13 protein-coding genes and 2 pseudogenes are annotated in these 13,790 nt (G+C 68.6%); 7 read left to right on the top strand and 8 right to left on the bottom strand.

Annotation, left to right across the window (positions count from 1 at the left end; translation table 11 throughout):
* A pseudogene (locus tag VA603_RS07015) lies at window positions 1-102 on the bottom strand (DUF4126 domain-containing protein); the annotation flags it as partial.
* Window positions 103-266: 164 nt separating this feature from the next.
* Here VA603_RS07015 and VA603_RS07010 point away from each other — a divergent pair.
* From VA603_RS07010 to ampE, 5 genes are all read left to right on the top strand, one after another.
* On the top strand, window positions 267-1,007 hold the full coding sequence (locus tag VA603_RS07010; protein ID WP_132863330.1) for a DUF6776 family protein: 741 nt from the start codon (window positions 267-269) through the stop codon (window positions 1,005-1,007).
* A 2-nt stretch (window positions 1,008-1,009) separates the two neighbouring features.
* Window positions 1,010-1,444, top strand: a complete 435-nt coding sequence (locus VA603_RS07005; RefSeq protein WP_132863332.1) for a bactofilin family protein — start codon at window positions 1,010-1,012, stop codon at window positions 1,442-1,444.
* A 32-nt stretch (window positions 1,445-1,476) separates the two neighbouring features.
* On the top strand, window positions 1,477-1,863 hold the full coding sequence (gene erpA / locus VA603_RS07000; RefSeq protein ID WP_132863333.1) for an iron-sulfur cluster insertion protein ErpA: 387 nt from the start codon (window positions 1,477-1,479) through the stop codon (window positions 1,861-1,863).
* Between the two features lie 71 nt (window positions 1,864-1,934).
* The gene (gene nudC, locus VA603_RS06995) at window positions 1,935-2,843 is read left to right on the top strand and encodes an NAD(+) diphosphatase (protein ID WP_132863335.1); all 909 of its coding nucleotides are present in this window, start codon (window positions 1,935-1,937) and stop codon (window positions 2,841-2,843) included.
* Between the two features lie 66 nt (window positions 2,844-2,909).
* Window positions 2,910-3,797, top strand: coding sequence for a regulatory signaling modulator protein AmpE (gene ampE, locus VA603_RS06990; protein ID WP_132863336.1), 888 nt, complete (start codon window positions 2,910-2,912; stop codon window positions 3,795-3,797).
* Between the two features lie 132 nt (window positions 3,798-3,929).
* On the opposite strand, the gene VA603_RS06985 is transcribed toward ampE, so the two are convergent.
* From VA603_RS06985 to VA603_RS06965, 5 genes are all read right to left on the bottom strand, one after another.
* The gene (locus tag VA603_RS06985) at window positions 3,930-4,346 is read right to left on the bottom strand and encodes a DUF2752 domain-containing protein (RefSeq protein ID WP_132863338.1); all 417 of its coding nucleotides are present in this window, start codon (window positions 4,344-4,346) and stop codon (window positions 3,930-3,932) included.
* A 46-nt stretch (window positions 4,347-4,392) separates the two neighbouring features.
* Window positions 4,393-4,674 (bottom strand): CD225/dispanin family protein, encoded by a 282-nt coding sequence (locus VA603_RS06980; RefSeq protein ID WP_132863340.1) that lies wholly within the window; start codon window positions 4,672-4,674, stop codon window positions 4,393-4,395.
* Between the two features lie 22 nt (window positions 4,675-4,696).
* Complete coding sequence (locus VA603_RS06975) at window positions 4,697-5,032, bottom strand: hypothetical protein (RefSeq protein ID WP_132863342.1); 336 nt, start codon at window positions 5,030-5,032, stop codon at window positions 4,697-4,699.
* 92 nt (window positions 5,033-5,124) lie between these two features.
* Window positions 5,125-7,047: an MFS transporter gene (locus tag VA603_RS06970; RefSeq protein WP_323438346.1), complete on the bottom strand. Its 1,923-nt coding sequence runs from the start codon at window positions 7,045-7,047 to the stop codon at window positions 5,125-5,127.
* 41 nt (window positions 7,048-7,088) lie between these two features.
* The gene (locus VA603_RS06965; protein WP_132863345.1) at window positions 7,089-7,961 is read right to left on the bottom strand and encodes a LysR family transcriptional regulator; all 873 of its coding nucleotides are present in this window, start codon (window positions 7,959-7,961) and stop codon (window positions 7,089-7,091) included.
* A 98-nt stretch (window positions 7,962-8,059) separates the two neighbouring features.
* On the opposite strand from VA603_RS06965, the pseudogene VA603_RS06960 reads away from it, so the two are divergent.
* A pseudogene (locus tag VA603_RS06960) lies at window positions 8,060-9,211 on the top strand (MFS transporter); the annotation flags it as partial.
* Between the two features lie 34 nt (window positions 9,212-9,245).
* Here VA603_RS06960 and yccS read toward each other — a convergent pair.
* On the bottom strand, window positions 9,246-11,414 hold the full coding sequence (gene yccS / locus VA603_RS06955; RefSeq protein ID WP_323438345.1) for a YccS family putative transporter: 2,169 nt from the start codon (window positions 11,412-11,414) through the stop codon (window positions 9,246-9,248).
* Between the two features lie 89 nt (window positions 11,415-11,503).
* Between yccS and VA603_RS06950 the strand changes: the two genes are divergently transcribed.
* Window positions 11,504-12,814, top strand: a complete 1,311-nt coding sequence (locus tag VA603_RS06950) for an amidohydrolase (protein ID WP_323438344.1) — start codon at window positions 11,504-11,506, stop codon at window positions 12,812-12,814.
* Window positions 12,815-12,834: 20 nt separating this feature from the next.
* Here VA603_RS06950 and VA603_RS06945 read toward each other — a convergent pair whose 3' ends face one another.
* Window positions 12,835-13,746 (bottom strand): LysR family transcriptional regulator, encoded by a 912-nt coding sequence (locus tag VA603_RS06945; RefSeq protein ID WP_323438343.1) that lies wholly within the window; start codon window positions 13,744-13,746, stop codon window positions 12,835-12,837.
* Between the last annotated feature and the right edge of the window lie 44 nt (window positions 13,747-13,790).

The raw sequence follows: 13,790 nt of genomic DNA, 5'->3' as shown, positions 1-13,790 counted from the left end.
CAGCAGCCCGGCCAGACCGACGCCGAACACGGTCAGGTAGACACGGATGCCGGCCAGCCAGGCCAGCAGGATGCCGATGACGAATATGTGGGCTTCGGTCATGGGAGGGGCCGCGTGCGAACCGTGAGCAGGGTCCCAACTATCGGATATGCCCGCGATGATTGCCAGATGCGCGGGTACAGGCGTCGGCCATCGACTCTCGTTTACACTGGCCCGTCGTTAGTCAGACCGAGCAAGGCCGCCCTGTCGGGGCGCCGGAGCCTGCCATGAGCCCTCGACCCACTTCCCGTTTCCAGATCACCCCCCGTGGCGGCGCATCGGCGCGGCCGGGCTGGGTGCCGCTCGCGCTGCTGGCCGGTGCCTGGCTGTTGTCACTGCTGCTGGTGGGCTGGCTGTCGGCGCGCTATGCCTCCCCCGATGCCGGAGGCCTGCGCGAGAAGCTGCGCCAGGCCGAGAGCCAGGTGAAGGTGCAGCGGGACAAGGTCGAGGAACTGCAGCAGCGCCAGGCCACGCTGGAGGCCTCGGACAAGATCAGCCGCGCCGCCAACACCGAGGTGCAGGCCTCACTGGCCGAGCGCGACGAGGAAATCGCCGGCCTGCGCGCCGACGTGGCGTTCTACGAGCGGCTGGTGGGTTCGACCAGCCAGCGCAAGGGGTTGAACACCCATTCGATCGAGTTTTCCCCCGAGGCCGCGGGCAGTTGGCACTACAACATCGTGCTCACCCAGAACCTCAACCGTGGCGCGATCAGCCAGGGGCAGATGCGGTTCTCGGTCGAAGGCGTGAAGGACGGCAAGCTGACCACGGTCAGCTGGGACGACCTGCACCAGCAGAAAAGTGCACCCGGCAAGGACTATTCGTTCCGCTACTTCCAGCAACTGGACGGTAGCGTGATGCTCCCCCGGGATTTCACCCCGCAACGTGTGCGAGTCTCGCTCACCGGGCCTGGGGGAGGCGCCACACAGACATTTGATTGGAAACTCGCCGGCAACGGCAGAGGGGAGTAGCTATGTTCGGAAGCAAGTCCAGCCGCGACAACCACCTGGTCGTGGACGCCCTGATCGGGCCGCAGGTGGAGATCAGGGGCGACGTCGTATTCAGCGGTGGCCTGTACGTGGAAGGCCGCATCCTGGGCAAGGTGATCGTCGAGGACGGTGGCAACGGCACCCTGACCCTGGCCGAGCAGGGCCATATCGAGGGCGAGGTGCGGGCCACCGTGGTGGTGCTCAGCGGCCGCCTGGACGGTGACGTCCACGCCAGCGAGCGGATCGAGCTGACCCCCAGCGCCCGGGTGACCGGCAACGTGCATTACCAGGTGGTGGAGATGAGCGCCGGCGCGCAGCTCAATGGCCGTCTGGTGCATGCGGCCGCGATGGCCGCGCTGCCGCCGCCGGAGGACAAGCCGGCCGGTAAGGCGAAGAAAACTGAAGCCTCCGAGGCTTGAAAGCCCGCTGCCCGGCCCCCATGCTGGGCAGCATGAGTACGTTAGTGTCCCTGCCCGGCGTCCAGCCGGCGCCTGATTACCAGTCCCTGGACCGCCCGCTGAACTTCACGGCTTCGGCGGCATCGAAGGTGCGCGAGTTGATCCAGGACGAGGGCAATGCCGCCCTGGCCCTGCGCGTCTACATCCAGGGCGGTGGCTGCTCGGGCTTCCAGTACGGGTTCGAGTTCGACGAGAACCGTGCCGAGGACGATCTAGCGGTGGTCACCGAGGGCGTGACCCTGCTGGTCGACCCGTTGAGCCTGCAGTACCTGATGGGCGCCGAGGTGGACTACACCGAGAGCCTGACCGGCGCGCAGTTCGTGATCCGCAACCCGAACGCCCGCACCACCTGCGGCTGCGGCAGCAGCTTCTCGGTCTGATCCGCTGATCCACGCCATGCGTGGCATCGCCGTGCTTGCGGTGGGCGCGCTTTGGCGGCAGGCTCTGGGCGATGTCGACTCCTGACCGTACATTTTCCGGATACGCCTTTGCCGGCGTGCCACTGGACCGTGCCGATGCACTGCGCGGTGATGCCGAAGCGCTGGCGCGGCTGTGGCCGCAGGCCAAGGTGCTGGTGCTGGATGCCGATGGCACCGCATTCGCCGATGGTGAAGGGCAACCCTTCATCGCCGAGGGCCACGCACTGGGCGGCGGGCCGGGTGCGGCGACCTTCCTGGGCCGTGATGGCAATGGCCACCCGTGGTTCGCCGCCGAGGCGACCGGGCTGACCCTGCAGGCGCCGGGGCGCATCGACCTGCGGCTTGCCGCGGCCACCTGGCCGCCGGAACTGGCCGATATCTTCTGTTACGCGCGCGGGATGTCGTACTGGCATTCGCGCAACCGGTTCTGTGGCGTCTGTGGCGCGGCGATCCGCTTTGGCCGCGCCGGCTTCATCGGCCATTGCGACCAGTGCGGCACCGAGCATTACCCGCGCGTGGATCCGGCGATCATCGTCGCGGTGGAAAACCAGGGCCGCCTGTTGCTGGGGCGGCAGTCCAGCTGGGCGCCGCGCCGCTATTCGGTGCTGGCCGGCTTCGTCGAGCCCGGCGAGAGTTTCGAGCAGACGGTGGCCCGCGAGGTGTTCGAGGAGTCGCAGGTGCGGGTGCTTGCCTCGCGTTACCTGGGAACCCAGCCGTGGCCGTTCCCGGGGGCGTTGATGGTCGGTTTCATGGCCACCGCCGAGGACGACACGCCACGTGTCAACGGCGAGCTGGAGGACGCGCGCTGGTTCAGCGTCGAAGAGGTCGGTGCGGCGCTCCAGCGCGAGGCCAACGACGACGGGCAGGGCATCCTGCTGCCGCCACGCATCTCGATCGCGCGCAGCCTGGTCCAGCACTGGTACGAGCGGCAGGGAGGCTGATCCGGTGGCGATCCCGGGCGTACGCCATGTGATGGCAGGGCCTACAATCGCCAGCGGAGGAATCACATGTTCACGACCCTGGTAGCAGTGATCGCAGCGCTGGTGGTGGGCCATCTGGCCCCGGCCATGATGGCGGCCGTGCGCGATTGGCGCTGGTTCGGCCGCTGGATGCACTGGCTGCAGGGGCAATCCGGCCAGGAGGGCGCCGGGCGCTATTGGTTGGCCCTGCCGATCCTGCCGTGCGTGGGGCTGGTGGCGCTGCTGCAATGGGCGCTGGACGAGCGCCTGTACGGGCTGCCGGCGCTGCTGTTCGGCGTACTGGTGCTGGCGGTGTGCTGGGGCCCGCGTGACCTGGACCGCGATGTCGAGGCGGTGATCGATGCCGAGGACGCGCCCGCGCGCGATCTGGCGATATCCCACCTGCAGGCCGCCGGCGGCAGCCTGCGCGAGGACGCGCCGTCGCTGGTCGAGGCGACCGTCATCGATGCGCTGCGGCGCTGGTTCGCGCCGTTGTTCTGGTTCCTGTTGCTGGGCCCGTTCGCGGTGGTGCTGTACCGGTTGCTGGCGCAGTCGGTGCAGGGGCCGCAGTCCGCGCAGGTGGGCCCGGCCAGCCGCGAAGGCGGTGGCTGGTTGCTGGCGGTGCTGGAATGGCCGGTGGCGCAGCTGATGACCCTGGCGATGGCGCTGGTCGGCAACTTCGATACGGTGTTCTCCGCGTGGCGGCAGGCAGGCGGCAACCGCTGGGCGCTGTCGTCGGCGTTCGTGGGCAAGGCGGCGCGTGCCGGCGTTGGTGCCGAGCTGGTGGATGAAGCCGAAGAAGCCCGCCTGTCGGGGCAGATGGCCCCGGACGAGCGTTACCCGGAGCTGCGCGATGCGATGAGCCTGGTCTGGCGCATGCTGCTGTTGTGGATGGCGCTGCTGGCCCTGTTGGTGATTGCCGGCTGGGTGGGCTGACCCCCGCAGGAGCGGCCTCGGCCGCGAAGCCTAGGCACCCTCAGTGGCGCGGAACGCAGGACATCGTGCAGGTGACCACACGTACTGCCGGGACCGGCACGCAGCTTCTGCTTGGCGGCCGAGGCAACCGGGTCAGCCGGGGGCGAGCAGGTTGAAGGGGTACCAGGGCAGGTTGCGGGCGACCCAGTAGCCGAGCACCAGCACCAGCCACGGTATCGGCCGGGCGAACAACCGCACCAGCGGCAGCCATCGCGCGGGCCACAGGCCGGCGCCATGCAGGGCCATCACCAGTACCGGGATGATCGAGAGCACCAGCAGGGGGTTCATCGCCATGGCCTGCGGAAGGTCCAGGTGGACCAGTGCGTGCAGGCAGCGGGTGCTGCCGCAGCCCGGGCACCAGATGCCGGTGAGGGCGTAGAACGGGCAGCCGGGGAGCGGATTGCCGGGGACGTTCGGGTCCACCCGGCGCAGGATCACCGCGGCACCGGCGCTGATGCTGGCAATCGCGGCCAGGGGCGCGTAACGGAGCAGGTGCTGCGGGAATTTCATGTCGATCAGGACCGGCCGGTTGCGGGCAACCGGCCGGCCAGGTGCATCAGTAGCTCGAAGCGCCGCTCATCGCGCCGCCCAGGCCCAGCATGGTGAACAGCACGAAGTACAGGATGGTCACGACGATGCCGGCGATGGCAGCGTAGATGGCCCACTTCTTGGCCTTTTCCGAGGCATCACGGGCACCGGCGATATCGCCGGCAGCCAGCAGGCCGTTGACCTTGGCGGCATGGATGATCGACACGATGCCCAGCGGCAGGCAGCAGAACAGGGTGGACAGGATCGCCCAGACGAGGTTGTTGGAAACGGCAGGACTGCTGGTATTCACGTAAAGCTCCTTGTAGAAAAAATCAGCGTGACTTGCAGGAATTTGCGGCAATGATCGGCGAAATGACCATGGTGGCCACCCAGCACAGCGGCCAGGTGATCCATCCGATGAACACGAACAGCAGCAGGAAATTGACGAAGGCCAGCGCCCAGTAACCGAACATGACGATCAGCCCGGTGACGACGTTGCCCGCATACAGGTGGCCGATGCCGAACACCTGGAACAGGCCGGGCACCACTTCCAGCAACGCAGCCACGCCACCGGACTTGTGCGGGTGGTAATAGTGATGCACCTGCTGCGGAGCGGCAGGTGGTGCCGGTGGCGGTACTGGCAATGTCGAGGTGGTGTTCTGGTCCATGAATCCCCTTTCGCGAGGCATGCCGCGATCCCCTTGCAGCACGCTTGGGCGGTAGGGTATCCAGTTGTCCTACTTCTGGAAAGCGTGATCTCTTACGCTTCACTACCTCTTAACGTCCGCACGAGCGTTTCCAGCCGTGCGGCGTCGGTGTCCTGCCCATTCACGGGAGCGGCGGCGACCACCTCCACGTGCGCGCGGAAGCGGCGCGGCACGCGCATCCGGCCCAGGCGGGTATCGCGGCGGCTCCACATGCTGGCCCACATGCCCTTCAGGGCCATCGGCACGACCGGAACCGGGCGGCGGGCCAGGATCTTCTCCACGCCCGACCTGAAGGCGGCGATCTCGCCATCGCGGGTCAATGCGCCCTCGGGGAAGATGCAGACCAGCTCGCCTTCGGCCAGCGCGGCATCGACTTCGTCGAAGGCACGCTGCATCAGCGCGGCGTCTTCCTTGGGGCTGGCGATCGGGATGGCCTTGGCGGTACGGAAGATCCAGCGCATCACCGGGATGTTGAAGATCTTGTAGTACATGACGAAGCGTACCGGGCGCGGGATCGTCGCCGACAGGATCAATGCATCCATGTAGCTGACATGATTGCAGACGATCAGCGCAGCACCCTCGTCCGGCACGTTGTCCTCCACGCCCCTGACGCGCAGTTTGTACAGCGTGCGCACCATCAGCCAGCTGAGGAAGCGCATCAGGAACTCGGGGACGATGCTGAAGATGTAGACCGCCACCACCACGTTGGCGATGGCCAGTACCAGCAGCAGTTGCGGGATGGTCAGGCCGGGCAGCGGCAGCGTGTAGCCGAACAGGGTCAGCTGCTTGAGCTGCAGCAGCAGTCCAAGCACGGCGGCGGCGACGATGAAGCCGGAGTTCTGGATGTTGAGCGCGGCGAACACGCGCGACATCTCCGACCGGGGCGTGCGGCTCTGGATCAGCGCGAACAGCGGCACCACGAAGAAGCCGGTGAACAGGCCGATGCCGAGCAGGTCGATGACGATGCGCGCGCTGCCGGGCTGCTGCAGGAAGCCGGCCACGTTCAGCCCGGCCGCGGTCACCGCGCCGGTGCGGGCGAAATACAGGTCCAACAGGAACACGCTCATGCCGAACGCGCCCAGCGGTACCAGACCGATCTCGACGATGCGCCCGGACAGCTTCTCGCACAGCAGCGAGCCGACGCCGGTGCCCAGCGAGAACAGCGCCAGGGCGAAGATGTACAGGGTGTCGCCACCGCCGAGGTTGACCACGGCATAGGTGGGCAGCTGGGCGGTCAGCACGGTGCCGAAGAACCAGAACCAGGACACGCCGAGGATGGCGTTGCGCACCGCCTTCTGCTTCCTGGCCAGGCGCAGCACCGCCAGCGATTCGGTCCACGGGTTCCAGTTGATCTTCAGCTCCGGCGCACCGGCGTCCAGCCGCGGGATCATGCGCGCGGCGGTGTTGCCGGCCAGGGCCAGCGCGATGATCGCCACCGCCGCGACGACCGGCCCGTGGCTGCCGGCCAGCGAGAAGATCAGGCCGCCGGCGATCATGCCGGTGAGGATGGAAATGGAGGTGCCCATCTCGACCAGGCCGTTGCCACCGGTCAACTCCTCCGGCTTGAGGATGGAGGGCAGCACCGAGTACTTCACCGGCCCGAACAGCGTGGACTGCAGGCCGGTACAGAACAGCGCGACCAGCAGGACCGGCATGCTCTGGGTCAGGAAGCCGACCGCGGCCAGCGCCATGATCACGATTTCCATCGTGGTGGTGACCACGATGAGCTTCTGCTTCTCCATGCGCTCGGCGACCTGCCCGGCCAGCGCCGAGAACAGGAAGTACGGCAGGATGAACAACGCCGGGGCCAGGTTGGTGTAGAGCGTGCGTTCTTCGGTGCTGACGCCGAGGAAGAACAGCAGGCCGATGATCGCCTGCCGGTAGATGTTGTCGTTGAAGGCGCCCAGCGCCTGGACGATGAAGAACGGGAGGAAGCGCCGTTGCTTGAGCAGGGCGAACTGGTTGTGGCCGGACATCGTGTCTCCTCGGTGCTGCGCGGCACATTAGCAGAGCCGGGTCAGCCCTTGGGCGAGGGCAACAGCGCCAGCAGGGCGCGCGCGGCCGGGGTGGGATCGGCCCGCCAGACCGCGCAGGTGCGGAACTGGAAGGGTTCGTCCAGCGGCCGGGCGATCACGCCGTGCATGTTTTCGGCCATGCTGGCTGGCGTCACCGAGACCGCCAGCCCCGCCGCGACCAGCTGCCGCTGCAACTCGCCGTGGGTGACTTCGTACTGCAGCTGCGGGTGGATGTCGCGGCCAAGCAGGGCGTCATCGACCAGGCGGCGCACGCCGGCGCCGGGCACCAGCGTGGCGTAGGGCTGGCCGTCGAGCGCCTGCAGCGGGATGCGCTCCAACGCCGCCAGCGGATGCCCGGGCGGCAGCACCATCGACAGCCCTTCCTCGTGCAGCAGGCGGTGTTGCGGCGGCAGCGGTACCTGCGGGCCGACCCCGACCAGGGCCACGTCGAGCAGGCCTTCGGCCAGGTCGGCCAGCAGCGCTTCGCTCATGCCCACCCGCAAGTGCACGTCCACCGCGGGATGGGCGGCGCGGAAGGTGGCCAGCAGCGCCGGGACGTCGACCACGTGCAGCGAGGTGATCTGGCCGATGTTGATGCGGCCGCGCACGCTGCCCAGCGCCAGTGCCATTTCCTCCTGCAGGCGGGCGGCCGCCTGCAGGGTGAGCCGGGCATTGCGCACGAACACCTCGCCGGCGCTGGTCAGCCGCACCCGGCGTGGGCCGCGTTCGAACAGGCGCGCACCGAGGGCCTCCTCCAGCCGGGCGATCTGGTGGCTCAGCCCCGATTGCACGGTGTGGCAGCGGCTGGCAGCGGCGGTGAAGCTGCCTTCCTCGGCCACGGCCACGGCGAATTCCAGCTGGCGCAGGGTGAACATGCCATCACTGAAACAGATGGATTGAATGAAAACAATACATTTGTGTCATTCAAGGGTGGGGGCCAGACTGCGTGCACTTTCCCCCGGCGACCGCAGCCATGTCCTCCTCCCCCACTTCCGCCCCGACCCTGCCGCAATCGCGGGTACTGCTGCTGGCCATCGCGACCGGCCTGATCGTGGCCAGCAACTACTACGCCCAGCCGCTGCTGCAACTGCTGGCCGGTGATTTCAAGGTCAGCGCCAGCCAGGCCGGCTGGGTGGTGACCACCGCGCAGTTGGCCTATGCCACCGGCCTGTTGTTGATCGTGCCGCTGGGCGACCGCGTCGAACGGCGGCGATTGATCGTCGGCCTGTTCGTGCTGGCCGCGGTGGGGCTGGCGATCAGCGGCAGCGCCGGGCACCTGGGCCAACTGCTGGTGGGCACCGGCCTGAGCGGGCTGTGCGCGGTGGCCGCGCAGGTGATCGTGCCGCACGCGGCGACGCTGACCGCCCCGGAGCACCGCGGTCGCGTGGTCGGCACGATCATGGCCGGGCTGCTGCTGGGCATCCTGCTGGCCCGCACGGCCTCCGGCGTGCTGGCCGGGATCGGTTCGTGGCACACGATCTATTGGGTGGCCTGCGTGGCGCTGCTGCTGTCGGCGTTGGCGCTGGCCCTGTTGCTGCCGGCGCATCGGCCCAGCACGCAGCTGTCCTATCCGCGCCTGATCGGCTCGGTGCTGGCCCTGCTGCGCGACGAGCCGGTGCTGCGCCAGCGTTCGCTGCTCGGTGCGTTGCTGTTTGCCGGGTTCAGCGTGTTCTGGACGCCGTTGGCGTTCCTGCTGTCCGGGCCGGCCTATGGCTATTCGATCGCCACCATCGGCCTGTTCGGCCTGGTCGGGGCCGCCGGTGCCCTGGCGGCCAGCCGCGCCGGTCGTCTGAGTGATCGTGGCTACGGGCGCTGGGTGGCCGGCGGAGGCCTGGTGATGATGCTGGCCTCGTGGGGCGTGCTGCTGCTGGCGCCGGTCTCGCTGGCGGCGCTGGTGGTGGGCGTACTGCTGCTGGATGTCGCCGTGCAGGCGGTGCACATCAACAACCAGAGCGTGATCTACCAGTTGGATGAAAACGCGCGCAGCCGCATCACCTCGGCCTACATGACCTGCTACTTCATCGGCGGTGCCACCGGCTCGGCGCTGGGCACCGCGGCCTGGACGTCGCACGGCTGGATGGGGGTGTGCATGGTCGGCATGGTGCTGGCGCTGGTGGGCGTAGGCGTGTTCTTCCTGCCGGCCAGGGCGGGCGCGGGCGCTACCGTTGGCGGGGTTGGATGGCTTCGGCGGCGGTGCCGCGCAGCCGCGGCAGCAGGCGCAGCATCAACGCCAGTTGGGTGCGGACCAGGCGTGCCTTGTCGTCGATGTCATCGGGCACCTGTTCCAGCGCATCGGCCAGGGCGATTTCCTCTTCCTGCGGCGAGGCCGCCTCGCGCCGGCCCAGCGCGTCGGCCAGTTGTGCCAGCGACTGCTGCAGCTGACGGTGGCCGGCATCGATGATCGGGTCGGCATCGACGCTGGCCGATTGCGCGCGGTGTGCCCCCAGCGCGGACAGGTAGCTGAGCAGGGTGTTGGACAGGGCGAGGAAGCGGAAGCCGCCATCGAGGTTGCCGCGGGCATAGCCGGGCTCGCGCAACATGTTGGACAGTGCCACCGACAGCGCGACGTCGGCGTTGTGCATGTCGCGGCGGGCAATGCGGTAGGGCAGGTCGTCGCGCATGCCACTGCGGTACTGGCCCAGCACCTGCTCCAGGTAGGCATTGCTGGTGGCCAGCACCTGCGCCATCACCCGGTGCAGGCGCCGGCCCTGCCAGTCGGGCAGGATCAGCAGCGAGGCCAGCGCGGCGATCGCGCAGCCGATCAGGGTGTCGAACAGGCGTGGCCAGATCAGCACGAATCCATTGCCGAGCAGGTTGAAGCAGACCAGCGCCATCACCGTGATCGCGGCGGTGGCGACCAGGTAGCGGTCGGTGCGGGTGAAGAAGAACAGCAGTGCCGCCGCCAATGCCAGCAGCAGCTGCAGCTCGGTGCCGGGGAACAACTGCAGCACTGCCCAGGTGACGCCAAGGCCGGCGAGGGTGCCGCCAATGCGTTCGAACAGGCGCCGCCGGGTGGCACCGAAATGCGGCCGGCACACGAACACGATGGTCAGCAGGATCCAGTAGCCGTTCTCCGGGTGCACCAGCTTCAGCACCGCATAGCCGGCGATCAACGCCAGGGCGATGCGCAGGCCGTGGCGGAACAGCAGCGAGCCGGGGGTGAGTGCCTGGCGCAGGCGCGTGGCCATTTCGCGCAAGGTGTGCGGCGAGGAATCGCGCAGGCGGGTGTCCACGCCTTCCAGCGGCGTATCGGCCAGCGAGGCTTCGGACAACTGCCGCTCGATGCTGGCCAGGTTGTGTGCCAGCAACTGCAGCGAGCCGAGCAGGCGCGCCCAGTGCGGGCGCTGCTGCTCGCGCAGGTGCCGCAGGGATTCTTGCAGGTCCTGGCCGGCCTGGCGTGCCTGCTCGCCATAGTCGAACGGCTGGCGCAGGCGGATGGCCTGTCCCAGCGCCTGGCAGGCCTTGCCCTGCAGCGACAGCAGGCGCCGGCAGCGGTACAGCACGTCGCTGTGGAAGAAGGTCTCGGCCAGCGCCTCGTAGGGGTAATGCGAGGAGCTGGCGCGCTCGTGGAAGTCCTGCGCCATGTAGTACAGGCGGAAGTACAGGCCCGACTGCACGCCGGGCCGGCCGGAGCGGCCGAAGCGGCTGAGGATGGCGGTCTTGGCGGTGTTCAGCGCCTCGACCACGCGCACGTTCTGCTCGGCCAGCGCCAACCGCCGCGCTTCCAGGTTGCTGTGCCGCACCGGCTCGAACAGATCGGCCTTGAGCTGCAGGAAACGGCCCAGCTCGAAGAACAGCCGTGCCAGCCGCTCACGTACCGGGCGGTTGGCGAACATCGCCGTCCACAGGATCGACAGCGCGCCGTACCACGCAGCGCCGATCAACAGGTGTGCCACCTCGCGCCAGGCCATGTCCGGGGCCTTGAGCTGGTCCATCGCCAGCATGGTGTAGATGGCCAGCGTCACCGTGGCCTGGCCGATCGAGGCGTAGCGCTCGCCCAGCGCGCCGAGCAGGGTCAGGCCGAAGGCGGCCAGTGCCAGCGCGCCGATGAACGGCAGCGGGTGCGGGAACAGGTACACCACCGACGCGGCGGCAGCGCCGAAGCACAGCAGCGAGAGCAGGACCGATTTGGTGCGTCCCCACCCGTTGTCGTCGGTCTCGGCGATGGCGCTGGCGATGATGCCCAGGAACAGGCCGGGGATGGCGGCGATCTGGTCGTCGTACCAGCCATAGGCGAGCACGGTGGACAGGGCGATGAACACGCGCAGGCCATAACTGGCTTTTTCGTGGGCCCAGAGCTGGCCGAGCTGGCGTTCGAGGCGGGGCATATCGACAGAAGGCAAGGCCATTGCGGTGGAGGAAGCGTGCGGCATCGACACGATTACCATCACCCGGTTGGCAATGAAAGGAGAATGGGATGAGACAGCGTAGCGTGGGCATGCTTGTGGCCGTGCTGATGATGGTGCCGGCGTGGGTGCGGGCACAGCCGGCCGCGGAGGTCCGTCAGGCGGTGCAGGCCGCCACGCCGCAACTGCAGGCATGGCGGCGTGACCTGCACCAGCATCCGGAGCTGGGCGGGCAGGAGCGGCGCACCGCCGACATCGTGGCCAGGCACCTGCGCGCGCTGGGGCTGCAGCCGCGCACCGGCATTGCCGGCACCGGCGTGGCCGCGGTGCTCAAGGGCGGCCGACCGGGACCGAAGATCCTGATCCGTGCCGACATGGATGCGCTGCCGGTACGTGAGGAAACCGGCCTGCCGTTCGCCTCGCAGGTGACGGCGACCTATCGCGGCCAGCCGGTGGGGGTGATGCATGCCTGCGGCCACGATGCGCACGTGGCGATCCTGCTGGGGGTGGCGCAGGCGCTGGCGGCACGCCGCGACAGCCTGCCGGGCGAGGTGATGTTCGTGTTCCAGCCGGCCGAGGAGGGCCCGGCCGTGCCCGGTGCGCCGTTCGGCGCCAAGCTGATGCTCGACGAAGGCCTGCTGCGGGACTTCACCCCGGAAGCCGCGTTCGGCCTGCATGTGTGGGCCGGCCTGCAGGTAGGGCAGATCGGTTCCAGGTCGGGGCCGCTGCTGGCCTCGGCCGATGAGTGGTCGCTGACCGTCACCGGCAGGCAGACGCACGGCTCGCGGCCGTGGGATGGCGTGGACCCGATCACCGTGGGCGCGCAGGTGCTGCTGGGCACGCAGAGCATGATCGCGCGCCAGGTCAACATCGCGCAGACCCCGGTGGTGCTGACCGCCGGCCAGTTCAACAGTGGCGTGCGCTTCAACATCATTCCCGAGCAGGCCACGTTGGTGGGCACGCTGCGCACCTTCGATGCGCAGGTGCGCGAGGACGTGATAGCGCGCTTCGAGCGCATCGCCACCGATTACGCGCATGCCGCCGGCGCCACCGCGGCATTGACCGTGGTCAACAACGCACCGGCGACGATCAATGACCCGGTGTTGTCGCAGCGGGTGCGGCCGTCGTTGGAAAAAGTGGCCGGCGCCGGGCAGGTGGTGGAGATGCCATTGCAGACCATCGCCGAGGATTTCTCGCAGTTCGCCAACCGCGTGCCGGGGTTCTATTTCCTGGTGGGTTCGACCGGTGCCGGGATCGATCCGGCACAGGCACCGGCCAATCATTCGCCGCGTTTCCTGTTGGACGAAGCAGCCTTGGCCAACGGCATGGCGGCGATGTTGCAGGTGACCACGGATTACCTGGAGGCCGGCGCAACCCGCTAGCGCGCCGGCACGCCGCGGCGCTACCGGTTCGCCGCGCGCATGAAGTCGATGAACACCCGCAGCTTGGGGGCGAGCTGGTCGCGCGACGGGTAGTAGAGGTGGAAGCCGGCGAAAGGCGGTTGCCAGGCTTGGAGCACTGCTTGCAGATGGCCGGCGGCGATGTCGGCGCGCACGGTGTGCGCGAACACCTGCTGCAGGCCCAGGCCGCTGCGCGTGGCCTGCAGCGCCAGATGGCTGTCGTTGAGCAGCAGCGGGCCGTCGACTTCGACATGGAAATCGCGGCCGTCGCGGCTGAACTCCCAGGCCATGATGCGGCCATCGCTGCTGCGGTGGCGGATGCAGGCATGCTCGACCAGTGCTTCCGGGCAGTCCGGGACGCCATGCTGTCGCAGATAGGACGGTGCGCCCACCACCACCAGTTGCAGCGGTGGCCCCAGCGGCACGGCGATCATCCCGGCGGCCAGCGATTCGCCCAGGCGGATGCCGGCATCGAAGCCTTCGGCCACGACATCGACCATGGCCGGCTGCACCGACAGCTCGACCTGCACCTGCGGGTAGCGGGCGTGGAAGCCGGGCAGGAACGGCAGCAGCAGGTGCTCGGCCGGGAAGCGCGGGGTGGTGATGCGCAATTGGCCGCCGGGAACGTCACGGCTCTCCTCCACCGCCTGCAGCGCCCCACCGATGCGTGCCAGTGCGGGCACCGTTTCCTGCAGAAGACGCTGGCCGGGCTCGGTCAGCCCGACGGTACGCGTGGTCCGCTGCAGCAGGCGGGTGCCCAGGCGGCGCTCCAGGCTGCGGATGGTCTGCGACAGCGCCGAGGGTGACACGCCCAGTTCCGCCGCCGCCTGGCGGAAGCTGGCCAGCCGGGCCACGCAGGCGAAGGCGACCAACGCGGGCAGCAGGGCAGGGTCGATTGTGCGGTCTGGCTTCATGGTCAGTCCCGATTATGCGGGTTTATCGCCTGCCGGGCGCGGCC

The organism is Stenotrophomonas capsici, from assembly GCF_034961085.1.
Lineage (GTDB): Bacteria > Pseudomonadota > Gammaproteobacteria > Xanthomonadales > Xanthomonadaceae > Stenotrophomonas > Stenotrophomonas capsici.
Note: the sequence above shows the minus strand (reverse complement) of the source record. Positions and strands in the feature narration are given on the sequence as shown.